Annotated in this window: 17 protein-coding genes; 10 read left to right on the forward strand and 7 right to left on the reverse strand. The window is 54.3% G+C overall.

Going from position 1 to position 24,741, the window contains the following annotated elements; genetic code table 11:
• Positions 1-120: 120 nt before the first annotated feature.
• The 4 genes from ilvN to leuO all read right to left on the reverse strand — a co-directional run bounded on the left by ilvN (position 121) and on the right by leuO (position 5,774).
• Positions 121-612, reverse strand: coding sequence for an acetolactate synthase small subunit (gene ilvN, locus ACO0U8_RS07605; protein WP_013577020.1), 492 nt, complete (start codon positions 610-612; stop codon positions 121-123).
• A 2-nt stretch (positions 613-614) separates the two neighbouring features.
• Positions 615-2,333: an acetolactate synthase 3 large subunit gene (ilvI, locus tag ACO0U8_RS07610; RefSeq protein ID WP_056776924.1), complete on the reverse strand. Its 1,719-nt coding sequence runs from the start codon at positions 2,331-2,333 to the stop codon at positions 615-617.
• Between the two features lie 408 nt (positions 2,334-2,741).
• A complete protein-coding gene (locus ACO0U8_RS07615; protein WP_421670558.1) occupies positions 2,742-4,538 on the reverse strand; it encodes an AMP-dependent synthetase/ligase in 1,797 nt (598 codons plus the stop codon).
• Between the two features lie 288 nt (positions 4,539-4,826).
• Positions 4,827-5,774 (reverse strand): transcriptional regulator LeuO, encoded by a 948-nt coding sequence (gene leuO / locus ACO0U8_RS07620; RefSeq protein ID WP_122094185.1) that lies wholly within the window; start codon positions 5,772-5,774, stop codon positions 4,827-4,829.
• A gap of 750 nt (positions 5,775-6,524) precedes the next feature.
• Between leuO and leuA the strand changes: the two genes are divergently transcribed.
• Genes leuA through leuD form a run of 4 tightly spaced genes read left to right on the forward strand, consistent with a single transcriptional unit; the run spans position 6,525 to position 11,220 of the window.
• Positions 6,525-8,111 (forward strand): 2-isopropylmalate synthase, encoded by a 1,587-nt coding sequence (gene leuA, locus ACO0U8_RS07625; protein WP_056776911.1) that lies wholly within the window; start codon positions 6,525-6,527, stop codon positions 8,109-8,111.
• 2 nt (positions 8,112-8,113) lie between these two features.
• Complete coding sequence (leuB, locus tag ACO0U8_RS07630) at positions 8,114-9,205, forward strand: 3-isopropylmalate dehydrogenase (RefSeq protein WP_056776907.1); 1,092 nt, start codon at positions 8,114-8,116, stop codon at positions 9,203-9,205.
• A gap of 1 nt (position 9,206) precedes the next feature.
• Positions 9,207-10,607 (forward strand): 3-isopropylmalate dehydratase large subunit, encoded by a 1,401-nt coding sequence (leuC, locus tag ACO0U8_RS07635; RefSeq protein WP_122094189.1) that lies wholly within the window; start codon positions 9,207-9,209, stop codon positions 10,605-10,607.
• A 10-nt stretch (positions 10,608-10,617) separates the two neighbouring features.
• Entirely contained in the window at positions 10,618-11,220 is a 603-nt protein-coding gene (gene leuD, locus ACO0U8_RS07640) for a 3-isopropylmalate dehydratase small subunit (protein ID WP_056776901.1), read from the forward strand.
• 62 nt (positions 11,221-11,282) lie between these two features.
• On the opposite strand, the gene ACO0U8_RS07645 is transcribed toward leuD, so the two are convergent.
• Entirely contained in the window at positions 11,283-12,446 is a 1,164-nt protein-coding gene (locus ACO0U8_RS07645; RefSeq protein WP_056776898.1) for an MFS transporter, read from the reverse strand.
• Between the two features lie 169 nt (positions 12,447-12,615).
• Positions 12,616-12,801 carry a glucose uptake inhibitor SgrT gene (gene sgrT, locus ACO0U8_RS07650; RefSeq protein ID WP_056776895.1) on the reverse strand — a complete coding sequence of 62 codons (186 nt, stop codon included), beginning with the start codon at positions 12,799-12,801 and terminating at the stop codon, positions 12,616-12,618.
• A gap of 102 nt (positions 12,802-12,903) precedes the next feature.
• Here sgrT and sgrR point away from each other — a divergent pair, with 102 nt between their 5' ends.
• From sgrR to thiQ, 4 genes are all read left to right on the forward strand, one after another.
• On the forward strand, positions 12,904-14,565 hold the full coding sequence (gene sgrR / locus ACO0U8_RS07655) for an HTH-type transcriptional regulator SgrR (protein ID WP_421670559.1): 1,662 nt from the start codon (positions 12,904-12,906) through the stop codon (positions 14,563-14,565).
• 336 nt (positions 14,566-14,901) lie between these two features.
• Positions 14,902-15,885 (forward strand): thiamine ABC transporter substrate binding subunit, encoded by a 984-nt coding sequence (gene thiB, locus ACO0U8_RS07660; RefSeq protein WP_421670560.1) that lies wholly within the window; start codon positions 14,902-14,904, stop codon positions 15,883-15,885.
• On the forward strand, positions 15,861-17,471 hold the full coding sequence (gene thiP, locus ACO0U8_RS07665) for a thiamine/thiamine pyrophosphate ABC transporter permease ThiP (RefSeq protein ID WP_421670561.1): 1,611 nt from the start codon (positions 15,861-15,863) through the stop codon (positions 17,469-17,471). Before thiB ends, thiP begins: the two co-directional genes overlap by 25 nt.
• Positions 17,455-18,180 (forward strand): thiamine ABC transporter ATP-binding protein ThiQ, encoded by a 726-nt coding sequence (gene thiQ / locus ACO0U8_RS07670; RefSeq protein WP_421670562.1) that lies wholly within the window; start codon positions 17,455-17,457, stop codon positions 18,178-18,180. Before thiP ends, thiQ begins: the two co-directional genes overlap by 17 nt.
• Here thiQ and ACO0U8_RS07675 read toward each other — a convergent pair.
• Positions 18,170-18,937 (reverse strand): DedA family protein, encoded by a 768-nt coding sequence (locus tag ACO0U8_RS07675; protein ID WP_183848560.1) that lies wholly within the window; start codon positions 18,935-18,937, stop codon positions 18,170-18,172. The two genes, thiQ and ACO0U8_RS07675, sit on opposite strands and share 11 nt — an antisense overlap.
• 244 nt (positions 18,938-19,181) lie before the next feature.
• Here ACO0U8_RS07675 and ACO0U8_RS07680 point away from each other — a divergent pair, with 244 nt between their 5' ends.
• Both ACO0U8_RS07680 and rapA read left to right on the forward strand, forming a co-directional pair.
• Positions 19,182-21,587, forward strand: a complete 2,406-nt coding sequence (locus ACO0U8_RS07680) for a DNA polymerase II (RefSeq protein WP_338019854.1) — start codon at positions 19,182-19,184, stop codon at positions 21,585-21,587.
• A 223-nt stretch (positions 21,588-21,810) separates the two neighbouring features.
• The gene (gene rapA, locus ACO0U8_RS07685; protein WP_122094201.1) at positions 21,811-24,708 is read left to right on the forward strand and encodes an RNA polymerase-associated protein RapA; all 2,898 of its coding nucleotides are present in this window, start codon (positions 21,811-21,813) and stop codon (positions 24,706-24,708) included.
• Positions 24,709-24,741: the final 33 nt, after the last annotated feature.

Below are 24,741 nucleotides of genomic sequence, written 5' to 3' on the forward strand. Positions count from 1 at the left end.
CCCTGCCGGGCAAGGTGTTTTACCGAATCGCTTCACCTGAAACACAAAAAAGAAAGCCCAACTAAAAAGTTGGGCTTTCATCAGGCAGACAATATTTACATCTTGCTGATTTTTTACGCTTTAGCGCATGATTTTGTCGCCACGCGAAACGCCGACTACGCCAGAGCGCGCGACTTCAACGATTTCAGCCACATCACGAATACTGGCTAAGAAGGCGTCGAGTTTGTCGCTGGTTCCCGCAAGCTGAACGGTGTAAAGCGTCGCTGTCACATCCACAATCTGGCCGCGGAAGATTTCTGTCGAACGTTTCACTTCTTCACGGCCATAGCCGGAAGCCTGAACCTTCACCAGCATAATTTCACGCTCAACGTGAGCGCCCTGCACCAGTTCAGTCACGCGCAGCACATCGACCAGTTTGTGCAGTTGCTTTTCGATCTGTTCCAGCACCTTGGCATCACCGACGGTCTGAATGGTCATGCGGGACAGCGTCGGATCATCGGTTGGCGCGACGGTCAGGCTTTCAATGTTATAGCCACGCTGAGAGAACAGGCCGACTACGCGGGACAGCGCGCCCGATTCGTTTTCCAGTAATACTGATAAAATCCGGCGCATGATCAGGTCCTCTCCGTTTTGCTTAACCACATTTCGTCCATCGCACCGCCACGGATGTGCATCGGGTAAACGTGTTCTGTTTCATCAATGCTGATATCCACGAATACCAGACGATTTTTCTGTTCAAGTGCCTGCGTCAGTTTGCTTTCCAGTTCATCTGGCGTGCGGATAGCGATGCCAACGTGGCCGTAAGCTTCCGCCAGTTTGACGAAGTCAGGCAGCGATTCCATATAAGATTGCGAATGGCGGCCGGAATAAATCATGTCCTGCCACTGCTTAACCATACCGAGATAACCGTTGTTCAGGTTGATGACAATCACGGGCAGATTGTATTGCAGCGCAGTGGACAACTCCTGAATATTCATCTGGATACTGCCATCGCCGGTCACACAAATCACGGTTTCTTCCGGCAGGCCGAGTTTCACACCCAGCGCGGCAGGCAAGCCAAAACCCATCGTGCCGAGGCCGCCGGAGTTGATCCAACGACGCGGCTTATCAAACTGATAATAGAGCGCCGCAAACATCTGGTGCTGACCGACGTCAGAGGTCACGTAGGCGTCACCCTTGGTCAGGCGATGCAGCATCTGGATGACGGCCTGAGGTTTGATCTTACCGCTATTTTTGTCGAAGCTCAGACACTCACGCGCACGCCAGTTTTCAATGCTTGTCCACCAGTCACGCAGTGCGTCAAATTCCTGCTTGTCTTCACTTTGCCCCAGCAATTCCAGCATCTGAACCAGCGTTTGCTTCGCATCGCCGACAATCGGAATGTCAGCATTGACTGTTTTCGAGATCGACGTCGGGTCAATATCGATATGCATCACGGTGGCATTCGGACAGTATTTCGCCAAATTATTGGTCGTACGGTCGTCGAAACGCACGCCCACGCCGAAGATCAGATCGGCATTGTGCATCACCATATTGGCTTCGTAAGTGCCGTGCATACCCAGCATGCCAAGGCTCTGACGATGTGTTCCCGGAAACGCGCCCAGCCCCATCAGGGAACTGGTGACCGGCAGATTCAGTTTCTCCGCCAGCTCCAGAATTTCAGCGTGACACTCAGAGTTAATCGCCCCACCGCCGACATAAAGCACCGGTTTTTTTGCAGCCAGCAATGTTTGTAAGGCGCGTTTAATTTGCCCGCGATGCCCCTGCACCGTCGGGTTGTACGAACGCATCGACACCTGCTCGGGGTAGGCATACGGCAGCTTGATCTGCGGATTGACGACGTCTTTTGGCAAATCGACCACGACCGGACCCGGACGGCCCGTCGAGGCCAGATAAAAGGCTTTTTTCAGCACACCGGGAATATCTTCGGCACGTTTTACCAGAAAACTGTGTTTCACCACCGGACGGGAGATCCCCACCATGTCGCATTCCTGGAACGCGTCATAACCGATCAGTGAACTGTGTACCTGGCCGGACAGCACCACCAGCGGAATGGAATCCATATAAGCCGTCGCAATACCCGTGATCGCATTGGTTGCACCGGGACCGGACGTCACCAGCACCACGCCCACTTCGCCCGTGGCGCGCGCATAACCATCTGCCATATGAACAGCAGCCTGCTCATGTCTCACCAGTACATGATCAATCCCGCCGACCGTGTGCAGTGCATCATAGATATCCAACACCGCTCCGCCGGGATAACCGAATACCTGCTTAACGCCCTGATCGATTAACGATCGAACGACCATCTCGGCTCCTGACAACATCTCCATGGTTTTGCCTCCAGGCTTTTTATTTCTTCTATAGGATGACTTTTATTTCAGCAAACTGTTCTATCAAGCAGCAATCTCACGTTAAATCGCTGAATTTTAGGCCTTTGCACAAGATTGATGATAACCCTGCTGTTGTTATTGGCGTTGCTAACTCAACTCAGTACCTTAGCGTGAGAATTTAGGTCAGGCAAACGCCAAAATAGGGATGACACGTTCTGATTATTGCGACGCGCTGCCTGCCCTCACCCGTTCGCTACAAAACACTGCCTGCAGAGGGCAACCAGTCAGAAATATCAGGAAGGCGGGAAAAATTACAGGATTAAATTATGTCTGAGGCTGTCATCAGCATGAAGGGTAAACCGGCGAACAGGCGTTCGCCGGTGAAAAATAAGACAGCAACGGCTGGCGCTACTCGCCGTAAAGTTCGTCGATTTCCTTTTTATAGCGGCTGAAAATCACCTTGCGACGCAGTTTGAGCGTGGGTGTCAGCTCGCCCGCTTCCATCGTGAACGGTTTAATCAGCAGTACGAATTTTTTCACCTGCTCAAATCCGGCCAGATCATGCTGGATTTCACGTAACTGATGGGCAAACAATGACAGGATCTGTTCGTTTTTTACCAGGCCACTGCGGTTGAGATAATCGATATGGTGCGTCTGCGCATACATATTCAGCACATCAAAATCCGGCACGATAAGCGCGGATACGAAGTGACGCTCATCGGCAATGACCGCCGCCTGTTCGATATACCGATCCTGCACCAGTGTGCCTTCGATACGCTGCGGCGCAATATATTTACCCCCCGACGTTTTCATCAGGTCTTTCAGACGTTCGGTAATAAAAACATTTCCTTCTGCGTCCATTTTTCCTGCATCACCGGTTTTGAACCAGCCATCGGCGGTAAAGCTGGCGGCAGTCTCTTCCGGTTTATTGAAGTATCCGCGCAACAGCGTCGGCCCGCGTACCTGGATCTCATTTTCATCACCAATGCGCACTTCGATTTCCGGCAGCGCTGTCCCCACTGAGCCGAAACGAAAATTCTGCTCTTCCCAACAGGTGACGGTCGCGCACGTTTCCGTCAGACCGTACCCGTATTTGATGTGCAGACCGAGGGATTCAAAAAACAGGATCACATTGTCATCCAGGCTCGCACCGGCTGCGGGCAGAAAACGTAAGTTGCCGCCGAGCAGACCTCTGAGCTTTTTGAGCACCAGCTTATCGGCCAGAAAATGCGCCGGGGATAACCAGAAAGGGTAACGTTCGCCACGGCGCTCAAGAAGAAACTTCTCTTTACCCTGCGCCACCGCCCAGTGGAATAAGCGCTTTTTGACCGTGCCCGCGCGGGCCACTTTGTCATGAATCGCACTGAACACTTTTTCATAAAAACGCGGCACGGCGCACATCACGGTGGGCTTCACCGCCGCAAGAGCATCACGCACCAAATCCGTTTCGCGCAGGAAGACATTCTGCGCGCCGCTGTGCATCACAAAGAAACTCCATGCGCGTTCAAATACGTGCGCCAGCGGCAGGAAGCACAGGGAGACATCGCTGTCGGAAATCGTCAGGCGTTTTTCATGTTGTTTCAGCTGAGTTGCCATGCTGCGATAATCCAGCATCACGCCTTTTGCTTCCCCGGTCGTACCCGAGGTGTAAATCAGGGTGAAGAGATCGTTGAGATCGCAGCCGCCAATCCGCCCGATGAGCCCGGCAGATAATGCCGGATCCGAGGCAACCGTCTGAGAAACGTGTCTGGCGATAGAAACGCCCTGTAAATCGACGTCGTTATCCAGCACCAGAATATGTTTGAGCTGCGGGCATAATTCACGCAAAGCCAGGGCGGCATCATATTGCTTCTGACCCACAACAAACAAAATGCGGATATCCGCATCATTGAGCACGTATGCCGATTGCGCAGGCGTATTGGTGGCATATACCGGCACCGTGACCGCACGCACCTGCAAAATCGCCAGATCCGCCGTCGCCCATGCGATGGAATTATTGCCGCAGATGGCGATCCGCTCCTGAATCCCTGCCTGCTCCTGCAACAGAAGATGAGATAACGCATCCACGTTCTCCCCCAGCTGACGCCAGGTCAGTGCAGTGTGCGCAGCTGGCGACCATTCGCGAAAGGCTATTTGGTCGGCACGCGTCATCACCTGTTGGCGAAAACGGGTGATCAGATGATAGTCATTTAAGGTTGGATTCATTCAGCGTCTATACCGGCGTCCAGCGCAGCTCACCGGGGCGGCTGACTGTATTGCTCTGTTACAAAGATTTAACGCAGTCTACCGGCAAATATTGTGCGGCGAAACGAAATTATAGCGGGTGAGAAAATGCCGGCTGGCAACCGCGATGGGTGAACGGAGAGAGGAAAAAAACCTGCATAGCCTTAACGAGGGAAAAAAACCATGCAGGATAAAGCACTTCAAATTAAATCATAATAAGCCATTATCACTACAGCGCGCGCCGAAGTAAAAATGATGTTCTATACGGGATCAGGCCGTGGCAACACACTGGCTCAATAAAGATTTCATCCACATATTGCCGCGATCTTTGCTGGATGACTCATGCCATGACAAATAACAGGTCAGCTGATTTTTCATCCAGGGTAAAGGAATGACAGATAAATTCAGTATTCCGGCGTTGGCCTGCGCTAACCAGCGAGGAACCAGCGCCACCATGTCTGTTTTTGAAACCACTTCCATTACGCTGTAAAGATCAGTGCCCTGATAAGCAATTAAAGATTGTAATTCTGGATCATCATAATAAGGTCCGCTGAAAGAGTAGAAACGATCAATCATCATCACCGCGTGTTTTTCTCTCAGATATTTCTCATCTGACATATATGGACTGATTCGCGGATGATTTTGCGAAGCCACCAAAACCAGCTCATCATTAAATAAAGGCTCATTACAGAAATCAGCACGTTCAAATTTACGATAGCTGATCATAAACTCGATATTCTGGTAGCGCAGCTGATGTTCAATATTATCATTAACAATGGTTTGTAATTTAATACTGACGCTGCTGGCTAAGGTATCTACTGCATGCAGAACCTGTGATGTCAGGCGCTTATCCAGCGGGCTGCAAATCGCCACGTTGAACTGGCGCATGCTGACGGTAGGGTCAAAACCTGCACCGGGTAATTCATTCATGACCAGCTGCAACGCCTGACGCACCGGGCCAAAAAGCTGGCGGGCACGCATTGTCGGTTGAATGCCACGGCCATAGCGAACAAACAAATCATCATTAAACATGATTTTTAAACGAGCCACCGCATTACTGACGGCCGGTTGAGACATACCCAGCATATTTGCAGCGCGGGTAATATTTTGTAATTGCATGACGGCATCAAAAACTGTCAGCAAATTCAGATCGACGTTACGAAGATGTGTTTCAGGTTCAGCAGTTTTTACTGAGTTTTCGGTAATGATGTCTGACATAACAATCCTCACTAAAGAGCATCAGACTCGCAGAAGAATGATTATCTTTAATTGATATGATTAAAAAAATCGGCACAGTGACATCAGACTAATTAACAAATAGCTGACAATGAGCGCGTGCCATTTAATATTATTATTTTTAGAAAGATACGCGAATACGACTTTAAATAATAAGAAAGCAAAATATAAAATTCATTTCCTTCTAAAAAAACTGATGATATAAGACATTAAAATACTTGCACGAACAACATGCAAAAAATGAATAATAAATTAAGCAGCAGTAAATCATCTGCAATCCATTGTATTACATTGATTTTTTACAGGCATGGGTCGTCAATTGTCCATATTTAGACATTTTTTTGTGCAATTAAATGCCGGAGTTCGCCATGAATTCTTTAAGCTAAACACATTCTTACAAACAGAGCTTTATGCTAAATGAGAGTCAGTTTCATTTGTGGGTTTTCACGGTATTTCCACACGCTGAAGGTTGACATACCTGGCGCATTCCCGTATCAATTTAAGCACTGTTTAAACGACGTCCGTTTAACAACCCTATTACGAGAAGCTGAAAACATGTTTATGACCACCCGTCTCCTAGGCCTACTACTCAACGCAGAAAATTTGCGCGGTAAGCCAGTGGGCGAAAATCAGAACTGATTCAACTTCCACAGACAACAAACCCGCGCCGATGCGCGGGTTTTTTTTTACCTCCCGCAGGGCGCGAATAATAAAACAGACAAGGAACAACCCATGAGCGAGCAAGTCATTATTTTCGATACCACGCTGCGTGACGGTGAACAGGCGTTACAAGCCAGCCTGAGTGTTAAAGAGAAGATTCAGATTGCAATGGCGCTGGAGAGAATGGGCGTTGACGTGATGGAAGTCGGCTTCCCGGTGTCCTCTCCCGGCGATTTCGAGTCTGTACAAACTATCGCGCGCCAGATTAAAAACAGCCGTGTTTGCGGTCTGGCCCGCTGCGTTGACGGTGATATCGATGCCGCAGCTGAAGCGTTGCGCGTTGCCGAAGCCTTCCGTATTCACGTCTTCCTGGCCACATCTACCCTGCACATTGAGTCCAAACTGAAGCGTTCGTTTGATCAGGTGCTGGAGATGGCAACGCATTCCGTAAAACGCGCCCGTAACTATACTGATGACGTCGAATTCTCCTGCGAAGACGCAGGCCGTACCCCGCTGGATAACCTGTGCCGTGTCGTAGAAGCGGCAATCAAAGCCGGTGCGACCACCATTAACATCCCTGACACCGTCGGTTACACCACGCCGGTTCAGTTCGGTGGCATCATCACCAATTTGTATGAACGCGTGCCTAACATTGATAAAGCGATTATCTCCGTTCACTGTCACGACGATCTGGGCATGGCGGTCGGTAACTCCATCGCCGCAATCCAGGCCGGTGCGCGTCAGGTTGAAGGCACCCTGAACGGTATCGGCGAACGCGCCGGGAATACCGCGCTGGAAGAAGTGATCATGGCGATCCGCACCCGTTCGGATTACATGAACGTCCATACCAATATCAATCACAAAGAAATCTACCGCACCAGCCAGATTGTCAGCCAGATCACCAACATGCCGATCCCTGGCAACAAAGCGATTGTCGGTTCTAACGCCTTCGCGCACTCCTCCGGTATTCATCAGGATGGCGTGCTGAAAAATCGCGAAAACTACGAAATCATGACCCCGGAATCCATCGGTCTGAACCAGATTCAGCTGAACCTGACGTCCCGCTCCGGCCGTGCTGCCGTGAAGCATCGTATGGAAGAAATGGGCTACAAAGAGTCCGATTACAATATGGATCATTTGTATACCGCGTTCCTGAAGCTGGCAGACAAAAAAGGTCAGGTTTTCGACTACGATTTAGAAGCACTGGTGTTCATTAATAAGCAGCAGGAAGAGCCGGAATTCTACCGTCTGGATAACTTCAGCGTGCAGTCCGGTTCCAACATTACCGCGACCGCATCAGTCAATCTGGCCTGCGGCGAAGAGGTCATCACCGAAGCTGCGACCGGCAACGGCCCTGTTGATGCCGTGTATCAGGCCATCAACCGCATCACCGGCTATCAGATCGAACTGGTGAAATATCAGCTGAGCGCGAAAGGCCAAGGCCGCGATGCGCTGGGTCAGGTTGACGTGGTGGTTTCCTTTAATGGCCGCCGCTTCCACGGTGTCGGTCTGGCAACAGACATCGTCGAATCCTCCGCGAAAGCGATGGTCCATGTACTGAATAACATTTGGCGCAGCAAACAAGTTGAGATTGAAAAACAACGTTTGCAGCAGGAAAGTCAGCAACACAACATTCAAAATAATCAGGAAACGGTGTGAACATGAGCAAGTCCCATCATATTGCCGTCTTACCCGGAGACGGAATTGGCCCGGAAGTCATGGCCCAGGCATACAAAGTGCTGGACGCAGTACGTCAGCGTTTTGGTCTGAACATCACCACCAGCGAATACGATGTGGGTGGCGCAGCCATCGACAAACACGGCAGCCCGCTGCCGGAAGCCACCGTCGCCGGTTGCGAAAACGCGGATGCAATCCTGTTCGGCTCGGTCGGTGGCCCGAAATGGGAACATCTGCCGCCAAACGATCAGCCTGAGCGCGGCGCATTATTGCCGCTGCGTAAGCACTTCAAATTGTTCAGCAACCTGCGCCCTGCCCGTCTGTATCAGGGGCTGGAAGAGTTCTGCCCGCTGCGTGCAGACATCGCGGCCAAAGGCTTCGATATTCTGTGCGTCCGCGAACTGACCGGTGGCATTTATTTCGGTCAGCCGAAAGGCCGCGAAGGTCAGGGCATGCATGAGAAAGCCTTTGATACCGAAGTGTATTACCGCTTTGAGATTGAACGCATCGCCCGTATTGCTTTTGAATCTGCGCGCAAACGCCGCAGCAAAGTGACGTCCATCGATAAAGCGAACGTGTTGCAGACCTCAATAATGTGGCGCGAAGTGGTAAACGAAATCGCTAAAGATTACCCGGATGTCAGCCTGAGCCACATGTACATCGATAACGCGACCATGCAGCTGATTAAAGATCCGTCGCAGTTCGACGTGCTGCTGTGTTCCAACCTGTTCGGCGACATCCTGTCTGACGAATGCGCGATGATCACCGGTTCAATGGGCATGTTGCCTTCTGCCAGCATGAACGAGCAGGCGTTTGGTTTGTTCGAGCCAGCGGGAGGTTCAGCGCCGGATATCGCCGGTAAAAACATCGCGAACCCGATTGCACAAATCCTGTCTGCCGCGCTGTTGCTGCGTTACAGCCTGGGTGCGGATGATGCCGCTAACGCTATCGAGCAGGCCGTTAATAAAGCACTGGAAGCGGGACACCGCACCGGCGATCTGGCGAACGGTCAGCAGGCGTTGGGCACCAGTGAAATGGGCGACATTATTGCCCGCTTTGTGAAAGAAGGGGCATAACATGGCGAAGACTCTGTATCAAAAATTGTATGACGCGCACGTCGTTTACGAAGCGCCAAACGAAACGCCACTGTTGTACATCGACCGTCATCTGGTGCATGAAGTCACCTCTCCGCAGGCTTTCGACGGCCTGCGTGCGATGGGGCGTCCGGTGCGTCAGCCGGGTAAAACCTTCGCGACCATGGACCATAACGTGTCCACGCAAACCAAAGACATCAATGCGAGCGGCGAGATGGCGCGCATTCAGATGCAGGAACTGATCAAGAACTGCGCAGAATTCGGCGTGCAGTTGTATGACCTGAACCACCCGTTCCAGGGCATCGTTCACGTCATTGGCCCTGAACAAGGCATGACCTTGCCGGGCATGACCATCGTGTGCGGCGATTCACACACCGCCACCCACGGCGCATTTGGTTCACTGGCGTTCGGTATCGGGACATCAGAAGTGGAACACGTGCTGGCGACGCAAACCCTGAAACAGGGCCGCGCCAAAACCATGAAAATCGAAGTCACCGGCGATGCGCCTGCCGGTATCACCGCAAAAGATATCGTGCTGGCGATCATCGGCAAAACCGGCAGCGCCGGCGGTACCGGCCATGTGGTGGAATTCTGCGGTAAAGCCATTGAAGCGCTGAGCATGGAAGGTCGTATGACCCTGTGCAACATGGCGATTGAGATGGGGGCTAAGGCCGGTCTGGTTGCACCGGACGAAACGACTTTTGCCTATCTGAAAGGCCGTCAGTTTGCCCCGAAAAACCAGAACTGGGATGCCGCAGTAGAATACTGGAAGACCCTGAAAACCGACGAAACGGCTCAGTTCGACAGCATCGTAACGCTGGATGCCGCAGACATCGCACCGCAAGTCACCTGGGGAACGAATCCGGGTCAGGTGATGGGCGTTAATCAGGTGATCCCAAATCCTTCTTCCTTCGCCGATCCGGTTGAGCGCGCTTCCGCGGAAAAAGCACTGGCCTATATGGATCTGCAACCGGGCATAAAACTGACCGACGTCGCGATCGACAAAGTGTTTATCGGTTCCTGCACCAACTCGCGTATTGAAGATTTACGCGCCGCCGCCGCCGTTGCCAAAGGTCGCAAAGTCGCCACCGGCGTACAGGCGATTGTGGTGCCAGGCTCCGGCCCGGTAAAAGCTCAGGCGGAAGAAGAAGGTCTGGATAAGATCTTCATCGAAGCCGGCTTTGAATGGCGCTTGCCAGGCTGCTCAATGTGTCTGGCGATGAACAACGACCGTCTGGAACCGGGCGAACGTTGCGCGTCCACCAGCAACCGTAACTTCGAAGGCCGTCAGGGCCGTGGCGGACGCACGCATCTGGTCAGCCCGGCGATGGCTGCGGCTGCCGCGGTGACCGGTCGTTTCGCTGACATTCGTGATTTGAACTGAGGAAAACACCATGGCTAAATTTACCCAACACATCGGTCTGGTGGTTCCGCTGGATGCAGCAAACGTCGATACCGATGCCATTATCCCAAAACAGTTTTTACAGAAAGTGACGCGTACCGGTTTCGGTCAGCACCTGTTCAACGACTGGCGTTTTCTGGACGATGCCGGTCAGGTACCTAATCCTGATTTCGTGCTGAACAAACCGCGTTATAAAGGCGCAAGTATTTTGCTGGCACGCGAAAACTTCGGCTGCGGTTCTTCCCGCGAACATGCGCCGTGGGCATTGACCGATTACGGTTTTCACGCAGTGATTGCGCCGAGTTTTGCCGATATCTTTTATGGCAACTCGTTCAACAATCAGCTGCTGCCGATTACCCTGAGCGATGCAGAAATAGACGAATTATTTGCGCTGGTTGAAGCGAACGAGGGCATCACGTTTGTGGTGGATCTGGAAGCGCAGACCGTGAAAGCGGGCGATAAAAGCTATCCGTTTGTGATTGACAGTTTCCGCCGTCATTGCATGATCAACGGTCTGGACAGCATCGGCCTGACGCTGCAACACGAAACCAATATCTCCAGCTACGAAAAGAATCAGCCTGCCTTTATGCAGTGATGACGGTTTCGCCGCTATAAAAAAACCCGCGACATTCGCGGGTTTTTTCTTATCAGCAAGATTCAGACATCCTTCACTTTATACATCAGCCCCAGTGCCAGAACCGCGAGCACCGTCGCCGCCCAGTACACCGGATAATGCCCGAAGTTTTCCACGATGAAACCCTGTAACAAACCCGCGCAAATGACGCCGGTCGAGATACTGTTGGTGAACAACGTGGTCGCTGAACCTGCGCGCCCCGGCATCAGATCCTGAAAATAGAGCATGCCGATCCCGGCCACGATACCGATGAAAATCGCGTTGAACAGTTGCAGGATCATCAGCGCCGCTTTGAACTGAAACGCCACCAGTCCGGCATAGAAAACCACCCCGCTCGCCACGGCATACAGCATCAGCTTGCGTTTGCCAGTGCGCCTGACCAGATAGCCGGCCAGCAGCATCGCCGGGATCTCCAGCCCGGCGGCCGTTCCCATCAGCAACCCTGCCAGCCCTTCCGGCAATCCCAGATCGCTGGTGATATAAAGCGGCATATCAATGACGTACATGATGTTGCAGGTCCACATCAGCAGGGATGAAAAGAACAGCAGCCGTACGTCTCTGTTGCGCCACGCGCTGACCGGCACCACTTTTTCGTCCACCGGTTGCTCGACGCGCGGCACAGAAGGCAGGAAGAAAATGATCATCAGAATGCTGCCGACAAACACCGCCGCGGCACTCAGGTACATCGGGGTGAAGCCATAATTGAGCGCCAGCATAAACGAGAGCGGCGGGCCGAGCACCCAGGCCAGCGACAACATCGCACGCATCATCGAGCTGAACATCACCACTTCGCTCGATGAGCGATCGGCATGTTCACGCGCCAGCGCAAACAGCTGCGGCATCGAGGCATTCCCGATCGCCGCCAGCAGCACGCCGACGGTGATCAGCACCAGATAATCACGGCTGAAAGCAAACACCAGGCTGTTACCGAGCGCCATCAGGCAGCAGAAAATCAACAGCTTGCGCCGGTCGCCTTTGTTATCCGAGCGGTTAGCCAGCAGAAAGCTAATCGCGATTCCGGCAATCGCATTGACGGTATAAAAGAAGCCGACCCACAGCGGCCGCACTTTCACTTCGTTGGTCAGAAACAGACTGAGCGTCGGCGCCTGCAGTGCGCCTGCAATACCACACAGTAAGGAAACCACCAGAAAGGTGACATAAATGGCATTAATACGAGGTTTTGACATAACGTCGTCCCTGAGAAATGAAAGCAGATAAAGCAAGACAGACAGTGTAGCGAAGTTTCAGGCGGTTCTGGAAAATGAGCATAAAAAAACCAGTGAGTCGCCCCACTGGCTGGTGAAATTACACCATTACTCAGAAAATCGAATTCGGATCAAACCTGCCGTGAAAAGATTACAGACGCTGGCGATACTCTTTTTCATCCACGGAGTCGATATCCCACTGGGTGAGACGGGACAGAATATCCAGACGATATTGCACCGGAACCCAGGAAAGCCAGTCTGCATGATTTTTAGAGGCGTTCCTCTTTATGGCTTCAAAATAACGCTGGTAAAAACGGGCGTTCAGACTGCGTTTCATGCTGACCTCCGGGTGTTCACAACAGGCTTTCGTTGAGAAACAGTATCGGAGTAATATGAGGAAAGATAAATTGATGAAGATCGCCCACGGAGTTCCTCTTTTATGTCCTCGCCCCGACTGCAACAACAGTTCATTCGTTTATGGCAAAGCTGCCACGGTGAAGAAACCGACACGACATTACAGGCGTTATCGGAAGTCCTGAATTGTTCGCGCAGGCACATGCGCTCGCTGCTCAGCACCATGCAGGAACAGGGCTGGTTGACGTGGGACGCCGAGGCCGGGCGCGGCAAACGATCCACGCTGCGTTTTCTGTATACCGGGCTGGCACTGCGGCAACAGCGGGCCGAAGAACTGCTGGAGCAGGATCATATTGATCAACTGGTGCAACTGGTCGGCGATAAAACGCAGGTGCGCCAGATGCTGTTATCACAGCTCGGCCGCAGCTTTCGACAGGGTAAACATATCCTGCGGGTGCTCTACTACCGTCCGCTGTTTAACCTGCTGCCCGGCACCATGCTGCGCCGTTCAGAAACACACATCGCCCGGCAAATCTTCAGCGGTCTGACACGCATAAATGAGGAAAAAGGGGAAGTGGAAGGTGATTTAGCCCACCACTGGCAGGAAATTTCACCGCTGCACTGGCGTTTCTATCTGCGGCCTGCCATCCATTTTCATCATGGCCGGGAGCTGGAGATGGCCGATATCATCGCCACCTTTACCCGCCTGACCTCGCATCCGCTGTTCAGCAACCTGAAATCCGTCACCACGCCCACGCCGAATGTCATTGATGTCCATCTGAATGAGCCTGACCGCTGGCTGCCGTGGTTGTTCGGCAATGTTCACGCAATGATTTTGCCGCAGGAATGGCAATCACTGCCCGATTTCGCCCGTCATCCGGTTGGCACCGGCCCTTACGCCGTGGTGCGTAATCTGAAAACGCAGCTGCGTATTCGCGCCTTTGATGATTATTTCGGGTTCCGGGCGCTGATCGACGAAGTGAATATCTGGGTGTTGCCGGAGCTGAGTGAAGAACTGGTGCATTCCGGTGTTCAGCTACAGGCGGATGAATCCGGTAAAAGCGAGCTGGAAAGCCGCCTCGAGGAAGGCTGCTATTTCCTGTTATTTGACCAGCGTTCGCCGGTCGGCCAGTCAGAGGAAACGCGCCGGTGGCTGTGCGACTTACTCAACCCCATCGCACTGCTCAGTAATGCAGAGCCGATTTTTCAGCGCTACTGGTCCCCGGCTTACGGCCTGCTGCCGCGCTGGCACCATAAGGCGCCACAGCCGCGACCGCCCAAACCGCAAAATCTGACGGAGGTGACGCTGACGTTCTACGGTGAGCACTCCGAGCATCACGCCATCTGCAATGCGCTGCGCCCGCTGCTGACGGCGGAAGGTATCGAACTGATCATTCAGGTGGTGGATTACGCGGTCTGGCATCGCGGCGACGCCAACAGCGATGTGTGGCTCGGCAGCGCCAACTTCACCCTGCCGCTGGAGTTTTCGCTGTTCGCGCATTTCTACGAATTACCGCTGGCAAAACATTGCTTTAGCGAAGACATGAGTCAGGACGCCGCGCAGTGGCACGCGGGGAATTTATCCATCGCCAATTGGAGCCAGAAAAAAACGGTCAGCCATCAGATCCATCCGCTGTTTCACCACTGGCTGGTCTTGCAGGGGCAGCGCAGTATGCGCGGCGTGCGCATGAACACCCTCGGCTGGTTCGACTTCAAATCCGCCTGGTTTGCGCCACCGGACAGTTAATCGGACTATCGCATCGCGCCGTTAATCTCTAGAATGACATCCGTTCTCAACGGGGTGCCCGAGTGCGTTCTTTTTTAATAAAGAATGAGCTCGATCTTTAAACGCCGCGAGCGCGTGTTCAGCGGGTGAAGTCCAGCGCACAGAAAGCAGAGCGTACACACAGTACGTGAGCATTTCGAGCACTGCACGACGCCCGATCAACACACGCACAGCAAGTTTAAAAGGCTGAGATTTGAAACCCGTCGAACCTGATCCGGTTAATCCCGGCGGAGGGATTTGAGACTGCGCGATGCTTACTCAAAATCCTTTGCCCTTTCATTTTTTTGGAGCGCAAAGTTGAAAAAAATATTGTCCTGTCTGCTGTTACTTTCTGCACCCGCCCTGGCTGCAAAACCTGTTCTGACCGTTTACACCTACGACTCTTTCTCTGCCGACTGGGGCCCTGGCCCGGCGATCAAAAAAGCCTTTGAGGCGCAATGCGGCTGCGAGCTGAAATACGTTGCGCTGGAAGATGGCGTGTCTTTACTGAACCGTCTGCGGATGGAAGGCAAGAACAGCAAGGCGGACGTGGTGCTCGGGCTGGACAACAACCTGTTGCAGGCCGCTGAGCAAACCGGTTTATTCGCCAAAGCACCGAAAACCGACGCCAAACTGACCGTGCCGGGCGGCTGGAAAGACCCCACTTTCGTGCCTTACGATTACGGCTATTTCGCGTTCGTCTATGACAAAAACAAACTGAAGAATCCGCCAAAAAGCCTCGATGAACTGATCAACAGCAATCAGAACTGGAAAGTGATTTATGAAGATCCGCGCACCAGTACGCCGGGTCTGGGCCTGATGCTGTGGATGCAAAAAGTCTATGGTGATAAAGCGCCAGAAGCGTGGGAAAAACTGGCGAAGAAAACCGTCACCGTGACCAAAGGCTGGAGCGAGGCCTACGGGTTATTCCTCAAAGGCGAAAGCGATCTGGTGCTGAGCTACACCACCTCTCCGGCGTACCACATCGTGGAAGAGAAGAAAGACAATTACGCGGCAGCGGATTTCACCGAAGGCCATTACATGCAGGTTGAAGTGGCGGGCCAGCTGGCCAACAGCAAGCAACCTAAACTGGCTGAAGCGTTCATGAAATTCGTCACTACGGAAGATTTCCAGAAAGTGATCCCGTCCGGCAACTGGATGTATCCGGTGATTAACACGCCGCTGCCTGACGCCTTTAAACAACTGACCGTACCGGCCAAATCCCTGCAATACAGCGCACAGGATGTTGCCACCCACCGTTCACAATGGATCCAGGCATGGCAGAACGCCGTCAGCCGTTGATCCCGCGCTGGCTGTGGCCGGGTGCCGTCGCCTCGCTGGCTATGTTGCTGGTGGCGGCACTGGCGTTAGGTTCTCTGTGGCGTCATGCGCCGCAGATGAGCGGCACCTCACTCTGGCAGGATCCCTATCTCTGGCACGTGATCCGCTTTACCTTCTGGCAGGCGCTGCTTTCGGCGCTCTGCTCCGTGCTGCCCGCGATTTTACTGGCGCGTGCGCTGTTTCGCCGCCGTTTCCCCGGCCGTCAGCTGTTATTACGTTTGTGCGCAATGACGCTGGTGCTGCCGGTTCTGGTCGCCGTGTTTGGCATTCTCAGCGTCTACGGGCGACAGGGCTGGCTGGCACAGATATGCGGCTGGCTGGGCGTGGATTACCGTTTCTCACCGTATGGTTTACAGGGCATTTTGCTGGCGCACGTATTTTTCAATCTGCCGCTGGCGACGCGTCTGTTAGTGCAGGCGCTGGAAAATATCGCCGTGGAACAGCGCCAGCTTGCCGCACAGCTCGGGATGAACGTCTGGCAGCAATTCCGTTTTGTTGAATGGCCTGCCCTGCGCCGGCAGATTTTCCCCGCGGCTGCGTTAATCTTCATGCTGTGTTTTGCCAGCTTCGCCACCGTGCTTTCACTGGGCGGCGGCCCGCAGGCGACCACCATTGAGCTGGCCATTTATCAGGCGCTGAGCTACGACTACGATTTAAGCCGTGCCGCCACGCTGGCGCTGGTGCAGCTGTTCTGTTGTCTGGCGCTGGTGTTGCTCAGTCAGAAACTCAGTCAGGCATTGCCGGTCGGGCAGACGCATGCTCAACGCTGGCGAAATCCCGATGATTCTCTGCTGCGCCGTATCGCCGATGGCGTACTGATTGGTCTGGCATTGTTGCTGATCCTGCCGCCGCTGCTGGCCGTGATGTTTGATGGTGTCAACCGCGCGGCGGTCAGCGTACTGCAACAAACCGCGCTCTGGCAGGCATTATGGACCTCAGTGCGCATCGCGCTCGGCAGCGGAGTCGTGTGCGTCTTGCTGACCATGATGCTGTTGTGGAGCAGCCGCGAGCTGCGTTTACGTCAGCGAAACGGCTGGGCGCAGGCGATGGATCTGAGCGGCATGCTGATCCTCGCGATGCCCGGTATCGTGCTGGCGACCGGTTTTTTCCTGCTGCTCGGCGATACTACCGGGTTGCCGCAATCGCCGTGGCCTCTGGTGATCATGACCAATGCGCTGATGGCAGTGCCTTACGCATTAAAAGTGCTGGATAACCCGATGCGCGACGTCGCCGAGCGCTATAACCCGCTGTGCCTTTCGCTGGATATGCGCGGCTGGCAGCGCCTGCGTTGGGTGGAACTCCGCGCGCTGAAACGCCCTATTGCGCAGGCGCTGGCGTTTGCCTGCGTGCTGTCGCTGGGAGATTTCGGCGTGATCGCCTTGTTCGGCAATGAGAATTTCCGCACCCTGCCGTTTTATCTGTATCAGCAGATCGGTGCCTATCGCAGCCAGGACGGTGCGGTGACGGCGCTGTTACTTCTGTTGTTATGCTTCCTGTTATTCACCCTGATTGAGAAACTGCCGGGCCGCCATGCTGACGCTGAATAAACTGACGTATTTGTACGAACATCTGCCGATGCGCTTCGATTTACAGATCGACGCCGGTGAGCGCGTGGCCATCCTCGGCCCAAGCGGCGCGGGGAAAAGTACCCTGCTCAGCCTGACCGCCGGTTTTCTGTCGCCGGTCAGCGGGCAGATCCTGCTTAACGGCGCCGATCACAGCGCAACGCCACCGGCTAAGCGCCCGGTATCGATGCTGTTTCAGGAAAACAATCTGTTCTCACATCTGACCGTGCGTCAGAACATGGGGCTGGGGCTGCATCCGGGGCTGAAACTGACGGCACAACAAAAGCAGGAACTGGAGGAGATCGCCCGGCAGGTGGGGTTGAGTGATTGTCTGGCGCGGTTGCCGTCGCAGCTTTCCGGCGGTCAGCGTCAGCGTGTCGCCCTGGCACGTTGCCTGTTGCGCAGCCAGCCGATTTTACTGCTCGACGAGCCGTTTTCGGCGCTCGATCCGGCGCTGCGCAGTGAAATGCTGAGTTTGCTGGATAAGGTCTGCGGGCAACGTCATCTCACGTTGCTGATGGTGTCGCATAATCTGGATGACGCAGCGCGGATTGCGCCGCGCACGTTGCTGATTGTCGATGGCAGGATTTTCTACGATGGCCCGACGCAGGCGCTGGTAAACGGCAGTGCGCCGGAGGCCAGAGTATTAGGAATCAACGCTTCAGGAAGTAAACCTGATATCAGCGCGTAATGACGTTCCACAGCAGATGGCCGTAAACCGGCATCATCGGTTGCTTGCTGAGCATCACCAGACTGACCACCGTCGCCACCACGCTCAGGATGCAGACAATGCGTAATCTTGGCAGCGTCAGCCATTTGCTCATGAAGTCAGGTGAGCTTTTACCGGCACGGAACCAGCGCCACCCCAGCCACGCACTGAGCCAGATAAGCATCACGCTGATAAACAACATCCACTTGAAAACGCCGCTGTTGTGACTGGCAGGAATGTCGATCGCCACACCCGCCAGGATCCCCGGCAGGAAATACACCGGCGGCCAGGTGATGCAGCCGACAATATTTGGCGGGGCGAATTTATACGGCGGCAGATTGAGCATACCGGCGACAAGCGGCACCAGCGGACGCGTCGGACCGATAAAACGGCCTAAAATCACCGTGGCAAAACTGTGACGATCCAGCGCATAACCGGTTTTATCCAGTAATGACTGGTAACGTTTGAGGAAGCGCCAGCGATGCAGCGGCTCCTTGAAACCACGGCCAATGAAATACGAGGCCCAGTCTCCCAGGAAACACCCCAGACCGGCGGCCAGCCAGGCTTCGTATAATCCCACCTGACCACTGCCAATCAGCGTGCCGAGCGTCGCCATCATGACGGTACCCGGCAGGATCAGCCCCACCAGCGCCAGCGACTCGAAGAAAGCCACCACGGCGACAATAATTAACGCGAAGCCCACCGACTGAGCGACCAGATGTTGTAGATAGGCTTCCATATATTCCCAGAATTCAGTTTCGCCTGCGCCAATTGCGCAGATAAATGAGACAAGTGTGAGTTTTCTGCCTTCTCATTGTAGTAAATACATTAAGCGGCTGAATTGTCAGTGCATGAACTATCACAGTCAACCGGGTAATTGTATGCGTATTTGGCAGAAACCTGAGCCATAGACAAAGACTGTATAAATAACCATACTCTGTATTGGATCCCGATATCTTCATCTGTACCGTTTCGAGGCGCTTATTACTTCCACCTTTGTTCGTCCCGCTCCTGCTGCCACTGATACCCCGCCGCGTCAGGGATTTGTGCTGACCCGCCACTGGCGCGACACGCCGCGCGGCACCGAGGTGGAACTGTGGCTGGCAACCGACGAAGGCGCACAGAAAATCCGTCTGCCATTGCAGGAATCCGTCGCGTTTATTCCGGCGGAACAGCGCCACGCCGCAGAACGCCTGCTGGCCGATGAAAAAAATGTCAGTTTGCGCGAATTACCGATGCAGGATTTCCATTCCCGCCCGGTTCTCGGGCTGTATTGCCCGCAACACCGTCAGCTGATGCGCATCGAGAAATTGCTAAAAGAAGGCGGCGTTCAGGTTTATGAGGCGGATATCCGCCCGCCGGAGCGCTTTCTGATGGAGCGGTATATCACCGCGCCCGTCTGGTTCAGCGGGAAACCGGGAGCAGGAAATCTTCTGCTCGACACTAAAATGAAGCCTGCCGAAGGCTACCGCCCGCCCATGAAGCTCTGCTCCCTGGATATCGAAACCAGCGGTAACGGCGAGCTTTACTGCATCGGGCTGGAAGGCTGCGGGCAGCGCCACGTGTATATGCTCGGGCCGCCCAATGGCGATCCGCACGCGCAGTTTGATTTCAATCTGGTGTATGTCGACAGCCGTCCGCAGTTGCTGGAAAAACTCAATGAGTGGCTGGAAACCTACGATCCCGACGCCATTATCGGCTGGAGCGTGGTGCAGTTTGATCTGCGGGTTTTACAAAAACACGCTGACCGCTACAAAATCCCGCTAAAATTCGGGCGCGGCGGCGGGGAGCTGGAGTGGCGCGAGCACGGCTTTAAGCAGGGGCACTTTTTTGCCGCTGCGGCGGGCCGTCTGATTATTGACGGCATAGAAGCACTGAAATCGGCGTTCTGGAATTTCAATTCATTCAGCCTGGAATTCGTCTCGCAAAGTTTACTGGGCGAAGGCAAGGCCAGCGACAATCCCTATCAGCGGCTGGCAGAAATCGAGCAGCGTTTTCGTGAAGATAAACCGATGCTGGCGCGCTACAACCTGAAAGACTGCGAGCTGGTGACGCGTATTTTCGCCAAAACCGAACTGATGCCCTTCCTGCTCGAGCGCGCCTCGGTCACCGGCCTGGCGGTAGATCGCAGCGGGGGATCGGTGGCGGCATTTACTCACCTTTATTTACCACGTATGCACCGCGCGGGTTATGTCGCACCCAACATGGGCGAACTGGAAGGGGAAATGAGCCCTGGCGGATTTGTGATGGATTCACGGCCCGGCCTGTATGATTCGGTGCTGGTGCTTGATTATAAAAGTCTGTATCCGTCAATTATCCGCACCTTCCTGATCGACCCGGTCGGGCTGGTCGCCGGGCTGCAACAACCGGACGATGAGCATTCGGTTCCCGGTTACCGCAACGCCCGCTTCTCGCGGGAAAAACATTGCCTGCCGGAGATCGTCCGTCAAATCTGGATGGGTCGGGAAGAAGCCAAAAAGCAGAAAAACAAACCGCTGTCTCAGGCGCTGAAAATCATCATGAACGCCTTTTACGGCGTGCTGGGGTCAAGCGGCTGCCGGTTCTTTGATCCGCGTCTCGCCTCGTCGATTACCCTGCGCGGACACGACATCATGCGTCAGACCCGCGAACTGATTGAAGCCGAAGGCTATCAGGTGATTTACGGCGATACCGATTCCACCTTTGTCTGGCTGAACAAGGCCCATTCGCAGGAAGACGCGAACGTCATTGGCCGCCATCTGGTGGAACAGGTGAATGCCTGGTGGAAAAACCATATCCGGCAGGTGTACGGGTTGGAGAGTGCGCTGGAGCTGGAGTTCGAAACGCACTACCAGCGCTTCCTGATGCCGACCATTCGCGGCTCAGAGACAGGCAGTAAAAAACGTTATGCCGGTCTGGTGAAAGATGCCGATGGCGAGCACATCGTCTATAAAGGGCTGGAAACCGTGCGCACCGACTGGACGAAACTGGCGCAGGAGTTCCAGCAGGAACTGTATCAGCGCGTGTTCCACCGCCAGCCTTATCAGGATTACGTCCGTGATTATGTCGCGCGCACGCTGGCGGGCGAATTCGATGACAAACTGGTGTATCGCAAACGCCTGCGCCGTAAACTCAGCGATTATGAGAAAAATGTGCCGCCGCACGTGCGCGCCGCGAGGCTTGCCGATGAATATAACGCCCTGCACGGCCGTGCGAAGCAGTACCAGAACGGCGGTTGGATCAGCTACGTCATGACCACGTCCGGGCCGGAACCGCTGGAAAACCGCCAGTCACCTGTCGATTATGACCACTACATTGAGCGCCAGCTTGAACCGGTGGCCGATGGCATTCTGCCTTTCCTTCACGATGATTTTGCTACACTCATTACGGGTCAGATGGGGCTATTTTAAGCAAAAGTTGATGCGCGCCCGGTGATTCGCAGGTGACGAATCGTTTACCTTCCATTACCATAGCGCCCTTTCCCATTTCTGAATCATCCTCACACAGTGAATCACTCCGTCCCTTCGGGCGGGGAAAGAAGACTATTGCCCACGCTTCATCAGAGGCATAGCAAGCATTGCGCAGTTGGCGTCACAGTTGCAATATCTGGAACACACAACACAGAGAGAGATTATGCCGTTTACATTGGGTCAACGCTGGATAAGCGATACGGAAAGCGAATTAGGATTAGGAACCGTGGTAGCAGTGGATGTACGCATGGTGACTTTGCTTTTCCCCGCCACCGGTGAAAACCGTTTGTATGCCCGAAATGATTCCCCGATCACCCGTGTGATGTTCAATCCCGGTGATACCATCAGTTGCCACGAAGGCTGGCAGTTGCAGGTCGAAGAGGTCGTTGAAGACAAAGGTCTGTTGACCTACATCGGCATCCGTCTTGATACAGAAGAAACCGGCGTCGCCATGCGTGAAGTGCTGCTCGACAGCAAGCTGACCTTCAGCAAACCGCAGGATCGCCTGTTCGCCGGCCAGATCGACCGTATGGATCGTTTCGCCCTGCGCTTTCGCGCCCGTAAATATCAGCGCGAGCAGTTCCGCCTGGAGTTCGGCGGCCTGCGCGGTATGCGCGCCAGCCTGATCCCGCACCAGTTGCACATCGCTTATGAAGTCGGTCAGCGTCATGCTCCGCGAGTATTGCTGGCCGATGAAGTGGGTCTGGGTAAAACCATCGAAGCAGGCATGATCATTCATCAGCAACTGCTGTCAGGCCGCGCCGAACGCGTGCTGATTGTGGTGCCGGAAACCCTGCAACACCAGTGGCTGGTGGAAATGCTGCGCCGCTTCAACCTGCGTTTCTCTCTGTTTGATGATGACCGCTACGCCGAATCTGTACATGAGGCGACCAACCCGTTTGAAACTGAACAGCTGGTGATCTGCTCCCTCGATTTCGTGCGCCGCAATAAATCCCGCCTTGAGCAGCTTTCAGATGCGGCGTGGGACATGCTGGTGGTCGATGAAGCGCACCATCTGGTGTGGAGCGAAGACGCGCCAAGCCGTGAATATCAGGTTATCGAACAACTTTCTCAGCAAATCCCCAGCGTTCTGTTGCTGACCGCTACGCCTGAGCAGCTCGGTCAGGAAAGCCACTTTGCGCGTCTGCGCCTGCTGGATCCGGATCGTTTCCACGATTACGAAGAATTCATCGAAGAGCAACAGCAGTATCAGCCGGTGGCAGATGCCGTCACGCTGTTACTGAATAAAGAGCCGCTGACGCCACAAGCCCTGGCGTTGCTGGGTGAAAGTGTCGGCAACGCCGATACCGATGCCCTGCTGGCCGCCGCCAATAAAGGTGATGAAGCCGCAGCCAAACAGCTGGTTTCCATGCTGATGGACCGCCACGGCACCAGCCGCGTGCTGTTCCGTAACACCCGCCACGGCGTGAAAGGTTTCCCTGAGCGTCATCTGCAGGCGGTGAAACTGCCGCTGCCGACGCAGTATCAGACCGCCATTAAAGTCTCGGGCATTATGGGCGCGAAGAAATCCGCCGAAGCCCGTGCACATGACATGCTGTACCCGGAGCAGATTTATCAGGAATTCGAAGGCGAGAACGCCACCTGGTGGAACTTTGATCCGCGCGTTGAATGGCTGCTCGGTTATCTGACCGCCAACCGCGACGAAAAAGTGCTGGTGATCTGCGCCAAAGCGGCCACCGCATTACAGCTGGAGCAGGTACTGCGTGAACGTGAAGCGATCCGCGCCGCTGTGTTCCATGAAGGTTTGTCGATCATCGAGCGTGACCGCGCTGCCGCCTATTTCGCCTCGCAGGAAGATGGCGCACAGGTTCTGCTGTGTTCTGAAATCGGCTCCGAAGGCCGTAACTTCCAGTTCGCCAGCAAAATGGTGATGTTCGATCTGCCGTTCAACCCGGATCTGCTGGAACAACGTATTGGCCGTCTGGATCGTATCGGCCAGCAAAACAACATCGACATTATGGTGCCTTACCTCGAACAGACCGCGCAGTCGGTGCTGGTTCGCTGGTTCCATGAGGGGCTGGACGCGTTCGAACACACCTGCCCGACCGGACGCACCATTTATGACAGCGCCTATGAGCAGTTGATCGCGTTCCTCGCCACGCCGGCTGAACAGGAAGGTCTGGACGACTTTATTCTCGAATGCCGCGCGGAACATGATGCGCTGAAAGAGAAGCTGGAAAATGGCCGCGACCGTCTGCTGGAGATGCACTCCAACGGTGGCGAGCGTGCGCAGCAGCTGGCAAAAGAGATCGGCGAGCAGGATAACGACGTGAATCTGGTTAACTTCGCGCTCAATCTGTTCGATATCGTGGGGATTAATCAGGAAGATCGCAGTGATAACCTGATCGTTCTGACGCCGTCCGATCACATGCTGGTACCGGATTTCCCAGGTCTGCCGGAAGAGGGTTGTACCGTGACCTTCGATCGTGAGCAGGCGCTGTCGCGTGAAGATGCACAGTTCATTAGCTGGGAACACCCGATCGTGCGTAACGGTCTGGATCTGATCCTGTCCGGCGATACCGGCAGCTGTGCGGTGTCTATCCTGAAAAACAAAGCGCTGCCGGTGGGCACCATGCTGGCCGAGCTTATCTACGTGGTCGAGTGTCAGGCGCCTAAGCATCTCCAGCTGACCCGCTTCCTGCCACCAACGCCGGTGCGCATGCTGATGGATAGCAAAGGCACCAATCTGGCCGCTCAGGTAGAGTTCGAGAGCTTTAACCGTCAGTTAAATGCCATCAATCGTCATAATTCCAGCAAACTGGTGAACGCAGTGCAGCAGGATGTGCATAACATGTTGCAGCAGGCCGAACCGCAGATTGCAGAACAGGCGCGTGCGCTGATTGAAGCGGCTAAGGTAGAAGCCGACGCGCAACTGACGCAGGAACTCGCCCGACTGAAAGCGCTGAAGGAAGTGAACCCGAACATTCGTGATGACGAACTGGAATCGGTAGACTCTAACCGTAAGCAAGTGCTGGCGAACCTGAACGATGCCAGCTGGCGTCTGGATGCGATCCGCCTGGTGGTGGTCAGCCATCAGTAAGCCCGACGGGGTGCAGCCGGTCTGCACCCCTCT

The organism is Rahnella sp. EDr1-12 (assembly GCF_049206505.1).
Classification (GTDB): Bacteria; Pseudomonadota; Gammaproteobacteria; order Enterobacterales; family Enterobacteriaceae; genus Rahnella; species Rahnella rivi.

Excerpts from the sequence above, each read along its gene's own strand:
- ACO0U8_RS07615 (WP_421670558.1), bottom strand. The coding sequence starts at position 4,538 with ATGAATCCAACCTTAAATGACTATCATCTGATCACCCGTTTTCGCCAA.
- sgrT (WP_056776895.1), bottom strand. The coding sequence starts at position 12,801 with ATGAAACGCAGTCTGAACGCCCGTTTTTACCAGCGTTATTTTGAAGCC.
- sgrR (WP_421670559.1), top strand. The coding sequence starts at position 12,904 with ATGTCCTCGCCCCGACTGCAACAACAGTTCATTCGTTTATGGCAAAGC.
- thiP (WP_421670561.1), top strand. The coding sequence starts at position 15,861 with ATGGCAGAACGCCGTCAGCCGTTGATCCCGCGCTGGCTGTGGCCGGGT.
- thiQ (WP_421670562.1), top strand. The coding sequence starts at position 17,455 with ATGCTGACGCTGAATAAACTGACGTATTTGTACGAACATCTGCCGATG.
- leuA (WP_056776911.1), top strand. The coding sequence starts at position 6,525 with ATGAGCGAGCAAGTCATTATTTTCGATACCACGCTGCGTGACGGTGAA.
- leuC (WP_122094189.1), top strand. The coding sequence starts at position 9,207 with ATGGCGAAGACTCTGTATCAAAAATTGTATGACGCGCACGTCGTTTAC.
- leuD (WP_056776901.1), top strand. The coding sequence starts at position 10,618 with ATGGCTAAATTTACCCAACACATCGGTCTGGTGGTTCCGCTGGATGCA.
- leuB (WP_056776907.1), top strand. The coding sequence starts at position 8,114 with ATGAGCAAGTCCCATCATATTGCCGTCTTACCCGGAGACGGAATTGGC.
- ACO0U8_RS07675 (WP_183848560.1), bottom strand. The coding sequence starts at position 18,937 with ATGGAAGCCTATCTACAACATCTGGTCGCTCAGTCGGTGGGCTTCGCG.
- ACO0U8_RS07645 (WP_056776898.1), bottom strand. The coding sequence starts at position 12,446 with ATGTCAAAACCTCGTATTAATGCCATTTATGTCACCTTTCTGGTGGTT.
- leuO (WP_122094185.1), bottom strand. The coding sequence starts at position 5,774 with ATGTCAGACATCATTACCGAAAACTCAGTAAAAACTGCTGAACCTGAA.
- ilvI (WP_056776924.1), bottom strand. The coding sequence starts at position 2,333 with ATGGAGATGTTGTCAGGAGCCGAGATGGTCGTTCGATCGTTAATCGAT.
- ilvN (WP_013577020.1), bottom strand. The coding sequence starts at position 612 with ATGCGCCGGATTTTATCAGTATTACTGGAAAACGAATCGGGCGCGCTG.
- rapA (WP_122094201.1), top strand. The coding sequence starts at position 21,811 with ATGCCGTTTACATTGGGTCAACGCTGGATAAGCGATACGGAAAGCGAA.